The following is a 16,093-nucleotide window of genomic DNA, read 5'->3' as shown; positions in this document are numbered from 1 at the left end:
ATATCTTAAAGAATTATAACATAATACATCAATTTGTAAACTAATTTTTGTTATTTCCAAAAATTAGCAGGATAATTCAATACTTTCTTAAATGAAAAAGTGGTACGAAAACATATCCGTACCACTTTTTCTATTTCTTGATTTATCAATTATTCTATCGTGTTATACATTAATACTTATTAACATAAGTTAATGGGTTAACTGCTGTTCCATTCATAATGATTTCAAAATGTAAATGTGGTCCAGTACTATCACCTGTGTTACCACTATTCGCAATTACACCAGATTGTGAAACTGATTGACCAACAGATACTAAAATCTTACTCAAATGACCATATCTTGTGACTACACCATTACCATGACTAATATCTATACAATTACCATATCCTGAAAACCATCCAGCTCTAATTACGGTTCCATTGGCTGCTGCCATAACTGGTGTACCTTGAGAACAAGACCAGTCTACCCCAGTATGCATTACGCCCCATCTCATTTCAAATGCAGATGAAAATGATCCGCCATTAATTGGTCGAACGTAAGTAGGCGGTGTTACAGTACCAATTTCAACAATACGTGGCACTGATTCTATAGTAACTTTCTGCTGTATGATTTGTCTATTGCTTTCAGTACCATTTACGCTACTAATATCCGCAGTAACAATTCTATGTCCTGTTGTACCTTGCTGAATAACATTGCTCGTTCCTCTGTACATTGAAGTATTATCTACATATTGTACATCAGCACTGTAATCTTCTTCATAAGTAGATCTCTGCGTTGTAACAACGGACAATTCAGAAGTAGGTACAGTTATAATAAGCTGTTGACCAGGCATAATCTTTGAATTCTCTGTAATTCCTGGGTTAAGAGCAAATAACTCATCAAGTGAAATATTAATCTTCGTTGAAATTGTTGAAAGGCAATCGCCATTCGCTATTGTATATATTGTCTTTGCTTCTTTTTCCTTAGTAATTGCTGCAAGCGCATCATCTACACTCATAACTGCAGTATTAGTTGCTACTGTCTGACTTACTACAACATTTTGTGAAAACGAAATTTGTTTAAGTCCATCTGTTGATACACTACCTTCAGTAACTGCTGTTGAAGTTTGTCCATTCAATGTAGCTGCTACTATATTATTATTGTTGCTTCCAATTCCTGATTTAACGATATTAACCGAATATGCATCCGAATTAACACCTATATTTTGAAGTGTAACCTGAAATTCATTTTCAGTATCATAATTAACCTTCGTGCCTTCAATTAATTTTACAACATCATCTTTACTAGCAACCGTTACTGTAAAATCATTAATACGGACGGTATAGGCTGTTTGGTTGTCTAGCTTAACAATACTTGATGCAAGATTTTGATAAATCGCATCTTCAATATCAGTTGCGGACATCCTTGTTCCAACAAGTCTTGATTGCTCGTACACATTAAACTCTGGGTTCATATATAATATAGAATCTGATTCACTACTTAGTCTAAGTCTAGCACTTATATATGCTTGATTAGCTTCATCAACCGAATTAACTGCACCTAATTCTTTGCCATCTAGTACAACTGTATAATATCCCACGTCGTTACGAAATCCGTTATTTTGCATAATCGGAATGTAAAACAAGCAAAAGAGACAAGTGACAGACATAGCTTTAATTAATGTAAGTTTTATTCTTCTATTATATCGTGTTAACGGCTTCATAGCTCCTCCAATACAAATTATTAATCATTCTGTAATAATTCTGTAACAAATTTATATTAACACTATAGCCTGTATTTGTAAACACTAAATTTGGTAATTTTAAAGAATTTTAACCTGTTTTAATGTTTTTTTTGTGTACTTTCACTAAAATTTCTTTGACACATTTTTCTATATCTTTATAATACACAAGATATATTTTTTATTTTTATTTTTATACCATATATGCCATTTTATTTTACAAAAAGAGCATATTAATTTATCAAAATAATCAAAAATATCTCACAATATTTCTTTCATTTGCTTCATTAATATGCTCTTTAAGTATATCATTTTCATTCTTATCCTTTTATTTACCGTGAAAATATAAAATGAATTCTAGCGCAAGCCTAAACTAAGATTTACTATTTTCCGAATTTCTTTTTATATATACTTTTTTTCTTTCCTTGTGGTTTATTTCCGGCTGTATTCCAACTTTTTGTTTTATGGTCTGAAGTACTATTACTTGATCTATCACTACTACCTGTATTATTGCCTGAAGCGTACTGGCTTGTTCTGCCTGTTGCACTTGCATTACTATCTGATCCATACTTGCTTGTTCTTCCAGTTCCACTTGTATTATTATCTGATCCGTATTTACTTGTTCTTCCAGTTGTGCTTGTACTATTATCTGATCCGTATTTACTTGTTCTTCCAGTTCCACTTGTATTATTATCTGATCTGTAGTTGCTTGTTCTGCCTGTTGCACTTGCATTACTATCTGATCCGTATTTACTTGTTCTTCCAGTTCCACTTGTATTATTATCTGATCCGTATTTACTTGTTCTTCCAGTTGTGCTTGTACTACTATCTGATCCGTACTTGCTTGTTCTTCCAGTTCCGCTTGTACTATTATCTGATCCGTACTTGCTTGTTCTTCCAGTTGTGCTTGTACTATTATCTGATCCGTACTTGCTTGTCCTGCCGCTTCTGCTTGTATTATTATCTGAGCCGTACTTACTTGTACTGTCACTTGCACTTATACCATTTTCGGTTCCGTACCTACTTGATTTGTCACTGTCCGATGAATAATTGCTTGCTCTTAATCTGCTTGTGTTATTTTGTGAGCTTTTTTTGTAATTTTCGTTCTTAATTATAAGCTTTTTATTTACCGAATATCCAAACTTACCTATTTTTTCGCCCAGTCCAAAGTACTCACCATGTGAATAAACCAATAAATCAGATGCATTTAAATTGAATTTTCCTGTCTTATCTATATATTTATCATCGACATTTACTGCTACCACATCTGCGATAAACATTGTATGAGACCCTAGATCTTTGGTTTCTTTCACTTTACATTCAATGTTAACTGGACACTCAGCAATTAATGGCGCTTTTACTTTTTGTGCTTTTTCCTTTGTCAGATTCATTTCCTGAAACTTGTCCACATCTCTTCCTGATTTAACGCCACAATAATCCGTTGCAGTTGCAAGCTTTTCAGTTGTAAGATTAATAACAAATTCACCCGTTTCCATAATCATTGAATAGGACTGTCTTCCCGGTCTAACGCAAATATATGCCATCGGTGGATCAGTACATAGCGTACCTGTCCAAGCAATGGTTACAATATTATCGTTCCCCTTCTTATCTGATGCACTTACCATAACTGCTGGAAGTGGATATAACATATTTCCTGGTTTGAAATTCACTTTTCCCATATCTGTTCTCCATTCTTATTTCTCTAATAGTTTTTTAATATAATGATAGCCTTCTAATATAATTGCGCCATGGTCTGCACATAATAAATCTCTCTCAACCACAGTATATTTCTTATTTTTAAGAATCGCTTTCGGATTCAATGTAACCTCTACTTTTGCTTGGAGCCTCAAATCATTATCTGCATTTTCTAGCTTTAAAAGATAAGTCTCTTTATCTGCGCCACAAAACAGTAAATTCTCTTCTATACTAAACCAGCCAGCATCTTTGGCATCGTCTCCGGCCTGCGCACTAACGCTACCGTCTTTTACAAGTGCAACATATGCAGTCGTAATTATTCTTGTCCGTGGATCTCTATCAAAATCGCCGTAGCATCCTAATTGCTCAATTTCTATATTCTCAACGCCGGTTTCTTCTTGAAGCTCTCTTTTTGCTGCATCATCAAGATTTTCTCTGAAATCGACAAATCCTCCTGGCAACGCCCACCAGCCAATACCTGGGTGATTACCACGCTTTATCATAAGTAATTTGCTAACTTTCTTAATTCCTTTTTCCTCTACATAAGTAAACACAAGCGTGTCTACCGTATTGGATGGGTGTTGATACCGATTTGGATCATAATTTTCTAGAAATTCATCTAAGCTGTATCCATCACTATTGTTTTCACCTGTGCCCAAAAACATATTTGCCTTGTCCATCTCTAAATATCTCATATTAACTCCCATCTGCCTGTATTGTATCTCATAAATTTATAATCTCAAGATATCTTTTGGTTTTGGAATTCGCTTATATAGTATAATATATGCTATTCCTTATTTTATATCACAAAATTACATACCTCTAGAATACCACATTTTTAAATATAAAAAAAGACTTCTGCAATTGCTACTAAAACATTCACAGAAGTCCTTAAAATATCATTTTTATAAATTAATAATTTTTCAAATTAGAACATTAGCCCGATTAAGTACCTGGCCATTGCTGCGCCAACTGCACATAAACCTGCAATAAAAGGAAGTTTGTTTTCGTCCTTACATACAACTCTAACTCCTATGAATATGTATATTGCACCTACTGCTGATGCAAATACAGATATCCATCCTCCGAATGCTGAGAAGAATGATACTCCGAACGCTCCAAAAATATATGCAAGAATTGCTGCTGGAATTGCTAGAATTGCTGTTAATGATACAATCGCAATACCTTGTAAGTAGGTTGCTTTTGCTTTACCATATGTATTAACTGCAATCATTATTACTAATGCAATTGCAGCCGCTACTGCAATTATAAGAAATGCAGAGAAGCACATCTGTTTGAATATATATTTAGCTGAATATGATGTTCCACTATATTGATCATACAGACTTGTTATATTACTTAGGTCAATATTATCAAGGTCATATAAACTAGATGATTGTGCTTTCGCCTGTAATAAGCCAAACAAGGTAACTAAAGCCGCAACAAATGCGCTGATACCAATTAACGCACACGATATTTTCACATCTGCTTTTTGAACATATGTATTAATAGTAGTTACAGGTGTTTTTAAAACGCCAAGGACAATTGCCCATAATTCTTTGAAGAAAACTAGAAATACATTTGGCTGCGTTGGTTGATTTATTACTGCTGCCTGAGCTGGTGACGCAGCTGTCTGAACTGATGATACCTGAACTGGTGTTACTGGTGTAACTTGTGGCTGCGTTGCTGCTTGACATAAGCAAACTTCTCCATCTTGTAAAGGTCTCCCACATTTAGTACAAAACGCCATTATTAACTCCTCCTGAAAATTTATTTATATTCTTTTTAAACCATAACACAATTTACCATTTTTATCAAGATTTTGTATATTAAGTTCTTTTTACTTTCTTCCCATCGCTTTTAGATTTTTGTTACGCACTCTCGCTTTTTTATTCAAAAATCTGTCCATCACCTCGCATGCGCTGCAAAATTTGTCTGTCATGATAATTACATATGTTTCTTTATATTTAGGGGGTGTAATTGTAAGCGGAAACATATGCTTACTGATGATATCGCCCTCCTTTTCTGTAATATTAAAACATGACCTTGCATTCTTCAACGACTTTAATGGATGTTCAAAACCATGAAGCCTTTCACCATTTTGAGGTTTATACCCGTGCCAATCATATAGAAACATATCATGCAAAAGCCCTGCTTTAGCACTTGCTTTAGCATCCCATCCAAGTTTTTTGCATATTATATAATTATAATAGGAAACATGCATTGAATGCTCAAAACAATTCGTATAACTATGATGGTTGTAGTTTTTCATTTCTTTTACTTTCTCGTGGTTAGCAACATATCCAATCATTTTCACAAATTCTTCTTTATCTTTGTCCCTATTAGTATGTTTATTCTTAATATATTCCACCCTTTTATTTAAATATTCCATATTTTTTCCTTCTATGCATTTCTATATACTTTTTATGTTCTAGCATTTTCTACATTCTTCATTCATTTAATAATATGTAGTTCATTTAGCTTGATTTCTGGCTAAATTTATTAACTTATTCTTCTATATATAATACTCTTTATAGTATAAAGTCAAGAGTATTTACATATCATTATCTTTCATAAATAAGTTTGATAATATATTTTACGTTAATATATATTGTACGTTAGAGTTTTATATGATAATATGTCTCTATAATAATACTTTAGAAGATTATTAATTCTAGGAGGATTTAAAATATGATAGGTAATGTTATTGTTGGTCAATCAGGTGGTCCAACAGCTGTAATCAACTCTAGTCTTGTCGGAGTCTACAAGACAGCAAAGGATAGAGGAGCCACTAAGATATATGGCATGCTCCATGGAGTTAAGGGGCTTTTAGACGGACAGTATATTGATTTATCAGAGCATATTAAAACAAATCTTGATATTGATTTACTTAAGAGGACACCATCTTCATTTCTTGGCTCGTGCCGATATAAATTGCCAGAAATTTGCGATAACAGGAAAGTATATGAAAAGATTTTTAAGCTTTTGGAAGAACTAGAAATTTCTGCATTCTTCTATATTGGTGGTAATGATTCAATGGATACTATCAAAAAGCTTTCTGATTTTGCTATTCTTATTAATAGCGATATCAAATTTATTGGAGTACCAAAAACGATTGATAACGATTTAGTTGCAACAGATCATACCCCAGGTTATGGTAGTGCTGCTAAGTATATTGCTTCCTCAATGAAAGAAATTATTAGAGATGGTCTTGTTTACGACTATCCAACTATTACTATTGTTGAAATTATGGGTCGTAACGCTGGATGGCTTACTGCCGCAGCTGCACTTGCAAAAGGTGAAGACTGTGAAGGTGTTGATATGTTATACTTACCAGAAATCCCCTTTGATGTGGACAAGTTTATGAACAAAGTCAAAAACATTGTAAATAGCAAGCGTTCAATCGTCATTGCTATTTCCGAAGGAATTAAGGTAGCAGATGGAAGATATGTATTTGAGCTTACTAACCATTTGGAATTTGTTGATGCATTTGGTCATAAACAGTTACAAGGTTCCGCTCAATTTCTTGCAGACAAGATTAGTTCTGAAATCGGAATCAAGACTCGTGCACTTGAACTTAGCACGCTTCAGCGTTGTGCTTCTCATCTAGCTTCACGAGTTGATATCACAGAAGCTTACCAGGTTGGTGGAGCCGCTGTCAAGGCGGCTTTTGAAGGTGAAACGGGTAAAGTTGTTGTACTCAAAAGGATTTCAGATGATCCATATATTTGTATCACTGACGTTCAAGATGTGCACAAAATTGCTAACTTCGAAAAGAAAGTACCTTTGGAATGGATAACAGATGATGATTATGTGACTAATGATCTTATTAATTATATCAATCCACTTATTCAAGCTGAATTAACCCCAATTATGGTAGATGGTCTTCCTCAACATCTTAGATTGGTTTTATAAGTAAATCCAAGTATTCCGTTTGGATATTTAAAAAGCATCCCTATAGATTCTAGAGCAATGTTATCATAACCTTCGCTACCGGAAATATAGGGATATTTTATTTGTTTTGATGGACATCGCTATAAATATTGAGTGAATATTGAGTTATTAGCATTCATTTTGGCTACCTTTCCTTCAAGCAGCATATTTTTTACAAGCCTCATAACGAGGTAAAAGGCTCACTAAAGTTCGCATTTTACCTCTGAGTCTTGACAAAATATAAACGCTACTTTCAGCCGGATTACGCCAAAACGAATACTAATAACACAATATTCACCAGAAGGTTTATTAATAAGATTGATAGGGTGCAAAACGAATAAAATCGGCGTTGAGAGGCGTTGAAAAACGGGGAAGGAGTGAATTGAGATATGAAATTTGTAATACAGCGTGTGAAACGGGCGGCGGTTAGTGTTGATGGGGGTGTTGTGGGGGAGATTGGGAAAGGGTTACTTGTTTTTTTGGGTATCTCGAAAACGGATACGCTAGATATTTTACAGCGTTATGTGGATAAGCTGATAAAACTGCGTATATTTTCAGATGAAAATGGCAAAACAAATCTCTCGCTGTTAGATGTGGAGGGAGCACTTTTGATTGTTTCCCAATTTACATTGTATGCAGACTGTCGTAAAGGAAACCGACCAAGTTTTATTCATGCAGGTTCACCTGACCTTGCCGATGCCTTGTATGAGGAGTTTAAGTTGCTTTGTAAGCTTCAGGTTCCCGTAGTTGAATCTGGAATATTTGGAGCAGATATGATGGTCTCTTTGGAAAACGATGGACCTTTCACAATTGTATTAGATAGTGATGACTTGAATTTATAAAAGCAGCAGTGTTTGTAGACACTGCTGCTTTTATAAATTTGATGTCATATTCTATTATGATATTTTTTTTTATAAAGATAATGTAGAGTTTCATTATAAGTTTACTATTTTAATTACAATCAGTTTACATAACTCAAAATATTTTCTACAGCATATCAAATAGTGTAGTCTGTTCAAAATCCATTGTCGTGTATTCTATCTCTTCCCCTTTAATTTGACTTTGGTAATCAACCACCACGGTCTGTTGCTTTCCATCAACGAGTTTCTGCCCAAGAATATAATTAACATCAAACCTGCCAGTAATTGCAGGGGTTGCACCACGTGCTGGAACAATTAACTGTACATGATTCGTTTTAAGCAACTTAAATATTGGTTCCCAGATATAGATATCTTTTGCAGCACCAAATGGATTATCAATAAAAATAACTTTTCCAAGAATTGAATTTTCATGTGAAGTCGCATTTATACTGGAAATATAGTTAATTATGGCAATCAGGAATTGGATGTAGATGCCCTGTGATTGACCCGTACTTCCAACTGCTTCCTCATATTTTAGATAGCGGCTTTGGTCCTTTATTCTTTCACGTTTGTACAAATTAATACGAATTGTATTCATATCAGTTACAATAACAGAAAATAGTTTTTTCCATGTCAGGCGGTTTCTGATATATTTCAGACGTTCATCAGCATTTTTGAAGCTTTCAGCGCCAGTTACCGTTTCATTAATATATGAGGACATTCTGTCTTTATAAAATTCGTCTTTTACATAGGGAATCTGAAGTCCAATAATTGAAATCACTTCATCTTCAAGTGTAATCGTTGATAGACTTGGAAGCCTATCAAGTTCAGTCTTTATATTGACACACGTCTGCACACAACGGTTTTCAAAGTTATCTTTAATACGCTCCATATCCTCAATGCCCTTGGATATTCTGTCCTTTTCGAGCATTATAAATGTATTGGTTTCAGAAATGTTCTCCTTTAATTCCCTGGCTTTTTCAACTGTTTCCGGAACTTTTACACTTCCAGTTACTTCGCTTGCAAGTTCAAATGCATTCAGTTTATTCAGTTTGTCCACAAGAATTGATTTCTGCTTCTGGAATTCTTCCTTTTTTTTGTACTCTAACTTGAGAATCGATTCAAATTCCTTTTGGACCCGCTCATAATCTTGCACACTAATATCATTCACTTCTGGAAGTAAATCATTTGTATTTCCAAATATGTCTATATTTTCTGGAACTATAAGACTAGCATTTTTTACGATTCTTTCTAAATCTTTTTCAATTAAAAGAGCTTCTTTTATCTTGTTTTCAGCCGTTTTTATCTTGATTTCCATCTCTTTGATATTCTCACGTAATCTCTTGCTTAAGGTCTTGTGCTGTTCAATAAATACCGTTGGATTATCACAGGCGAATAGCTCAACTTCTCCGTATTTTTCTGTAATCAGAAGCTTTGCATGTTCTATACTTCCTTCGATTCTATTCATCAAAGCGCTCTGTGCTTCAAGCTCTTTATCAAACTTTAATATATCTAAATCATATTGCTTTAATTTATTTTTGACTTCCTTAAGTTCGCTTGCCGTGCACGCATATATCTCTTTGTTTTCGAACATTTTTGCAACATGATCAAAATCTAAGTCTCTATATGTAATGTTATTTTTGCATTTTTCAATCGAAGCCTTGTATGTATTCATAAGCGCATCCTTATCACTTATGTCAGCCGTTTCCTTTTCAACAACTGTCCTAAGTCCCAAGAACTTGCTTTCAAGCTGATCTGCAGTAAGTCCACTATATTGGCTAGCAGTGCTTATGTCTGCTGCCTCTGAATAATATGGCAAATATATGTTTTTCCAGTCAATATCTTTTTTTGTCTTTTCTTCAAGCAGTGTATCTGCCGACATCTTTTTTGCTTGAACATTCACTCTTGCCTGATCTAACTGTGATTTAGCAGATTCAAATTGAACTACTGACTCTTTTGCATTCTTTTTATCTTCTTTAAATTCAATGTATTTTCCCTGAATCTTGTCATTTAATTCTTTGATTTTATTTAGAACCAAAATATTATTTTCTAGCTCTCGAATAGTATCTACGCTGATTTTTACGGTTTTCTTTATTTCTGCACATCGTGCTTCCAGCTTTTGTTTCACATCGAGTAATAAATTTTTTTCTTCATTTAGATTTTTAAGTTTCGCTAGAACCTTTTCAAGTCTTAAGCCCTGATTATCATTTGAGTGCCTAGCATTTTGTGCGTAGCATAGAATAAACTCATAATCCTCCCATATCAGTGCAACTCTATCCTTTAACTTGGTCAACTTATGTTCCAAATTCTCAATTTCTTCTCTAGCATTCTTTAATTCGATTTCTACTTTTGATTCATCATTTAAAAACTCAAGGTCCTTTGTCGCAAATCTTACCATATCAGAATTCACTTCAAGTTTCATATCAAATAGAATCGCCTCACTCATAATTGGTACTACATATGAGCTTTGATTGAAATTTTGAAGCATGGTATCCGCTTTAATCTTTTCAAAATTATTCTTGATTATAAAACCATAGCGCACAAATGGGGTTCTTTTTAATACATCTCTTTTTTGACCCGGATTAAGGACTTTAAACCAACTCTGTCCGTCAATTACATCTTCACCATAATGTCTAAACAGATAATCTTTCACTTTTAGATACTGCTTTCCATTACAGATATATTTTCCCTCTACCAGGTTTTCTTCATACTCTTTAAGTGATTTTAATTTATCATCAAGTTCATCTGCTTCTTTTGAGTCATTTTTATATGTATTGGTAATTATGTTTAACAATACCTTAATATCCGTCTCATTATAAACTTTAAAAAGAGATTCACATCTTTTATTAACACTTTCTTGCTTCACTCTACTGTGCTCTAATTCCCTTAACTCTTCATTTAGCACATCCATGGTAACATTATTCTTATTGATTTTGTTTCTGCAGCTCTCGAGCTTGTTAATGGCATCATCTTGATTTTCTTGATCCTGCTGTAGTTTACGTTGCATATTTGATAATTTATCTGCAGTTTCTCCAATCACTTCCGTTGCATTTTCAGATACAAGAAGCAAGCCGCCTTCCATTAATATTTTTAAGGCTGCCTCATCTTTCTTGATTTCTTTTTCAATTACTTCCGCCTTACTTTCAAGAACTGCTGCATTTCTATCTGAATTACGTTCCAATAAATCTATTTTTTCCAGATCTTGCTCAGCCTCTTGTAATTCCTTATCCGCCTCAGATTTCCTGCTTTCTAACGCTTCAAATTCTATCTTGTCTTTTTCATATTTAACCAATGCAACAACCTTGAGTTCGTTAATGATATCCCCATGATCACGCAATCTGTTATTTATTGTCTCTAGAATCTCATCATGAAGCTTTGTATACTCTAAATAATCTTTGTAATCATTTGCTGACTCTTTATTCAAAAGCTGCATTCTCATCTCTTTGTTAAGATCAGTTAGATTGTCTTTGCTCTGAATTGTCTCTTCGCGCTGTGAGCTTATTATATTAAGTGAATATTGTTCTGCAATAACCTGCGCCGTACTAATTAGTTTCTGCTCCTCTGACAATTCTTCTTTCATATATTCGTGTTGACTAACCGTTTTATCGTACTCATCATTTTTTAATCGTAAATCAATCTTACACGAAATAAGCATGTCAAAAAGCTGTTTTTGCAGTACCTCTTTCTTGCTATATATATCTTCAAATGTCACAATTTGTTTTGCAAATTCCTGCATCGCAAGAACCTGATTATCGTAACCGTTCATTTCGCTGTGCTTCTTTGAAAGTTCAACTAATTTGTCCTTAATATCAAGAAGTGTCTTAGCCATTTCACCTTCATCATTAGAAACACCTAACTTATTATTAAATGATTTCTGAATAATCTCCTCAATCAGCAAATCTTCAACAACTTTACGGCTAGTCTTGTAATTCGTTTCAAAATAAGTTCTTACATGTCCTTCTGTTTTATTAATTCCGCATATTATTTCCCATTCACTTTCATATAGTCCATAATCACTTATAAATTTCTGGTAGTCACCTTTTCGCTCAAATATTTTAACCGAAATTCCAAAGTCTTTCTTTTCAAGATCCCTAAGAAAATTCTTCAGTCCAGCATATGTAATTCGCTCATTTCCATTACTTAGCGGAAGATTACGAATATCATTATCTCCAAATTCTCTATAAAAAATGACATAATTAAAGTATTCCACACTTGCAGTATCTCTTGACGTCCCACTTGCGTCTTCCGAAGCATTTGCCTGTGAAACACCTTGGAAATCAGTGTCATCCCCACCCCCGCTTCTACCTTTTCTAGCGCAGAATCCAGTTGTCATATATTTAAAATTATCCTTCATATAACAAGGATCAAGCTTCCACTCTACCAACGAATGAATCGTATTATTCCCACCATTTCCACGAAACAATTTTTCTATTGGCTGTTTTTCATCTAGTGTGCAGTTCGGAATAAGGTTCTGTAAAATGAGAAGCATAAGAAGGCTCTTTCCACCACCATTTGCCAAATCATAGATTGTATTTTTTCCCGAGAACCTCATTACAAAATCATCATAGTATTGTGTTCCGAAATTATATTTTACGTTGTTTACTCTGATTCTATTAATTTGTGGCATTCTGCTCTTCCCCCTTTGCACTCATGATTTCAGCCAAACGCCCCTTGAAATCGTCAAAATAATTTTCCACTAACGCCTTAAAACGGTCGGTCGGATAATATCTTTCTTGTGCTTCAATAAATAATTCCTGATAAGTCAAAAAGTTAAATACCATTTTCACAAATCCTACTTTGGAGTTCCTTGCAGCTCTCATTCCAGTTGAATCTTCCATACTAGTAACTGGAAGTTCATCCCATACAAGTGCAATCTGCTTGAAACTGTTCTCTTCGATTTCATCCAGAATAATTCCTTTTGATTTATCGATGATTCCGGAAACGCTAGCCTCAACATTTTTAATAACGTCTTCTATCCTAACGAATTCTGAATATGTATAGCTGTTCGAATCACTGTAGAATTCGGTAATCGTATTATATATAATAAAATAACATAGATATAATTCCTTATTCAGCTTAACGCCAATTTCCTTCTTAAGCTCTTCATTGCTGTATCCGAAAATGTGATTGTTCTCCCCCGGACTAACAAATAGAGAATTCCTATATTCATACACGTAGAGATTCATTTTTTTAAGTGCCATGTGGACAATATCAAAGACTTCTGAATTAGAGCTATATTCTTGATATAATGATGCATTTTCGCCCTTCTCATTTACCTCAGTACCTACGATCAATTTTGCTACAATATCAAGTGCTTTATCAAGATTTTTCTGTTCCATTGTCTGTATTATCCTTTCTCGTAAATGTTATATTCGAAATCTCAAATGAATCTAATAATAAAATTGTATCTTCATTACCCTCTGCCATAGCAATTGTAAAATTAACCCTCTTGTGATCCTTGAATTCTTCTTGAATAATTTCATCCAGAAAACTTTCCTTGGCACTTGCTCCCTCGCCGATTTCATACTCTTTCTTTTGGCATAAATTTATGAAAAATGAATAGTAATCACCATTTTTAAAGATCTTTTCAGTATAATTTTGTTCTAATACTTCATTAAACTGCCTAAGTGTAAATGTGCTATATTTATTCATGTAAATTAAAAGGTTGCGCATGAGAAATCGGTAATTATTATCGATTCTCTCATCTTCGATTTCATCAACGAATTTGATATCTTCAGCCACCGCTTTACTGACAGTTTCGGCCTTATCATATCTTTGAGGCCTGTATGTCAGGCAGTCGTCCATACTTATTATGTTAAATGTCTTCTTCGCTTTTGGTTTTAACATTGACGCTATTATAAGTCCAAGAAGATCAACATCATCATTCTTGATTAAAGAATTTAGCGTATTTTTAAAATCAAAATGGCTACGGAGTCTGCTCAGCTTATTCTTTTTTACAATTTCATCCGTAAGCTTCTGCATATCAGTGCAAGCTCTAAGCAACTCACTGTGCTTATTCATTGCCACTTTCAGCTGAATTTCAAGCTGATAGATTTCATCAACCGTTCTATAATAACTTTCATTTGATCCATTGTCCTTGCTTGCTTCAGCCTTAGAACGGGCCGCAAAAATAAGCTCTCTGTTTTTGACAAAAAGCTTCTCTTCCTCTTCGAACCAACGCATTCCAATATCAACAAAGCTTTCATAAGCCTCTATTCCTGCAAACACGTCGGTTGTCAATATATTTAAGACTTCATTTTTTCTAATCTGAAGCCTGTTTACTTCTTCATTAATTCTTTGAATTACTTCGGTTCCACCTTTGAAGTTCTGTGAACGAATCATCTTTTCGAGGAGCAGTTGCTGGACGCTTATCCTGCTTTCATCCTTGATTTCCTTGGTTTCCAAATAGAATTCAATCGCATCTGCACTGATTGAATACCACACTGTACTATCTATAATTTTGCTTTCAATTATTTTCATTCTTGACGTACGTTTTTTTCTATCCACTGGATCAAAATACTCAAAGCAGAATGGCTTTCCTTCATTCTTTATCTTATCAAAGATATAGTCAGCGATCTCTTTTGATTCAGAGTCTACAACAGTAAGCCCAAAATCCCGATTCACACAAGTTGTAATAAATTCTACATATTCATGATATGTAACATCTTTTTGCTTGAAATTATTTTCTTCAATAAAAAAGCGCAAAATAGCCATTATAAGATAGCCCATATCCAATATATCATACTTACCGTCTTTGAATTGCGAGAACGATACCTCTGTGAGTTTAAAAAAAGGATAATATTTTTTCAAGTTTAACATTCGTTCTCTATGATCTGAAATTATATCATTTAGCAAGATATGTTCCTGTGCCATTTTATCGCCTCGTAATTCAGTGATTTTGGGGAGGTATTGGGACTCCCGGTAGGTAGTGAATGAATAGGAATGTATAAGGATTGATTTTGGCTGCCTTTCCTTCAAGTCGTATGTTTTTTATAAGCCTCAGAGATGATGAAAAGACTCGCTTGCGTTCATTTTTCATCTGAGTCTTAACAAAACATAGGCGCGACTTTCAGCCGGTCGACGCCAAAATGAATCCTTATACATTTCTATTCATGATTTACTTTTTGAAGAGTTTGATACCTTGCGCAAAAGAAAGTTCTAATGGCTCGTGATTTAACGTTTAGAGTTCGATTCGGCCGTCTAGGGCTCTTAGGAGGGTTACTTCATCTATATACTCTAGATCGCCTCCGACGGGGACTCCGCTTGCGATTCGGGTTACTTTGATTCCGGTCGGTTTGACTAGCTTGCTTATGTACATTGCTGTTGTTTCGCCTTCAAGACTGGAATTCGTTGCTATAATAACTTCATCTACATCCTCTTGAAGTCTCTGGATGAGTTCTTTGAGTTTAATCTCATTGGGGCCTATTCCTAACATGGGTGAAATTGCACCATGAAGCACGTGGTACACACCTTCGAATCTTCCTATTTTTTCGTATGCGGCCAAATCTCTGGTGGATTCAACCACCATTATTGTTTTGTGATCACGTTTTACATTTTTACAGATTGGACACAACTCATCATCGGTAAGTGTAAAACATATTTTGCAATATCTAACATTTGATTTTGCCTCAATGATTGAAGCCGAAAGCTGTGCCACTTCTTCACTAGGCATATTAATAATATGAAAAGCCAGGCGTTGTGCGGACTTAGGTCCTACGCCTGGTAATCTAGATAATTCTTCTATTAATTTATTTATATGACTACTGTACAAATCCATATGTTTACCGTAACCTTCCAAATTATCTGTCGTTATACTCTATAAAAACATCTTACGTACGTATGGCATGTAGGAACTTGCTTCGCAAGTTCCTACATCTGATGAATT

At 34.4% G+C, this 16,093-nt stretch carries 10 protein-coding genes and 1 pseudogene; 2 read left to right on the top strand and 9 right to left on the bottom strand.

Annotation, left to right across the window (positions count from 1 at the left end; genetic code table 11):
* Positions 1-169: 169 nt before the first annotated feature.
* The 5 genes and pseudogenes from BMY18_RS06300 to BMY18_RS06280 all read right to left on the bottom strand — a co-directional run bounded on the left by BMY18_RS06300 (position 170) and on the right by BMY18_RS06280 (position 5,807).
* Positions 170-1,702, bottom strand: coding sequence for a peptidoglycan DD-metalloendopeptidase family protein (locus BMY18_RS06300; RefSeq protein WP_092451743.1), 1,533 nt, complete (start codon positions 1,700-1,702; stop codon positions 170-172).
* Between the two features lie 1,136 nt (positions 1,703-2,838).
* A pseudogene (locus BMY18_RS21705) lies at positions 2,839-3,399 on the bottom strand (flavin reductase family protein); the annotation flags it as partial.
* 15 nt (positions 3,400-3,414) lie between these two features.
* Entirely contained in the window at positions 3,415-4,110 is a 696-nt protein-coding gene (locus BMY18_RS06290; RefSeq protein WP_092451739.1) for an NUDIX domain-containing protein, read from the bottom strand.
* A gap of 233 nt (positions 4,111-4,343) precedes the next feature.
* Positions 4,344-5,165 carry a hypothetical protein gene (locus BMY18_RS06285; protein ID WP_092451737.1) on the bottom strand — a complete coding sequence of 274 codons (822 nt, stop codon included), beginning with the start codon at positions 5,163-5,165 and terminating at the stop codon, positions 4,344-4,346.
* A 90-nt stretch (positions 5,166-5,255) separates the two neighbouring features.
* Positions 5,256-5,807, bottom strand: coding sequence for an HD domain-containing protein (locus tag BMY18_RS06280; RefSeq protein WP_207647431.1), 552 nt, complete (start codon positions 5,805-5,807; stop codon positions 5,256-5,258).
* 299 nt (positions 5,808-6,106) lie between these two features.
* Here BMY18_RS06280 and BMY18_RS06275 point away from each other — a divergent pair, with 299 nt between their 5' ends.
* Both BMY18_RS06275 and dtd read left to right on the top strand, forming a co-directional pair.
* Entirely contained in the window at positions 6,107-7,330 is a 1,224-nt protein-coding gene (locus tag BMY18_RS06275) for a 6-phosphofructokinase (RefSeq protein ID WP_092451735.1), read from the top strand.
* A 407-nt stretch (positions 7,331-7,737) separates the two neighbouring features.
* Positions 7,738-8,190, top strand: coding sequence for a D-aminoacyl-tRNA deacylase (dtd, locus tag BMY18_RS06270; protein ID WP_092451733.1), 453 nt, complete (start codon positions 7,738-7,740; stop codon positions 8,188-8,190).
* A 145-nt stretch (positions 8,191-8,335) separates the two neighbouring features.
* Here the strand turns inward: dtd and BMY18_RS06265 are convergent, their stop codons facing one another.
* The 4 genes from BMY18_RS06265 to recR all read right to left on the bottom strand — a co-directional run bounded on the left by BMY18_RS06265 (position 8,336) and on the right by recR (position 15,985).
* Positions 8,336-12,835, bottom strand: a complete 4,500-nt coding sequence (locus BMY18_RS06265; protein WP_092451731.1) for a coiled-coil domain-containing protein — start codon at positions 12,833-12,835, stop codon at positions 8,336-8,338.
* Complete coding sequence (locus tag BMY18_RS06260; RefSeq protein WP_092451729.1) at positions 12,822-13,547, bottom strand: DUF6063 family protein; 726 nt, start codon at positions 13,545-13,547, stop codon at positions 12,822-12,824. Before BMY18_RS06260 ends, BMY18_RS06265 begins: the two co-directional genes overlap by 14 nt.
* Positions 13,528-15,081 carry a hypothetical protein gene (locus BMY18_RS06255; RefSeq protein WP_092451724.1) on the bottom strand — a complete coding sequence of 518 codons (1,554 nt, stop codon included), beginning with the start codon at positions 15,079-15,081 and terminating at the stop codon, positions 13,528-13,530. Before BMY18_RS06255 ends, BMY18_RS06260 begins: the two co-directional genes overlap by 20 nt.
* 307 nt (positions 15,082-15,388) lie before the next feature.
* Positions 15,389-15,985 carry a recombination mediator RecR gene (gene recR, locus BMY18_RS06250; protein WP_092451722.1) on the bottom strand — a complete coding sequence of 199 codons (597 nt, stop codon included), beginning with the start codon at positions 15,983-15,985 and terminating at the stop codon, positions 15,389-15,391.
* Between the last annotated feature and the right edge of the window lie 108 nt (positions 15,986-16,093).

This window comes from [Clostridium] fimetarium (genome assembly GCF_900111235.1).
In the GTDB taxonomy this organism is placed as follows: domain Bacteria; phylum Bacillota; class Clostridia; order Lachnospirales; family Lachnospiraceae; genus Clostridium_N; species Clostridium_N fimetarium.
The sequence above is the reverse complement of the archived record's forward strand: the minus strand, read 5'-3'. Positions and strand labels throughout refer to the sequence as shown.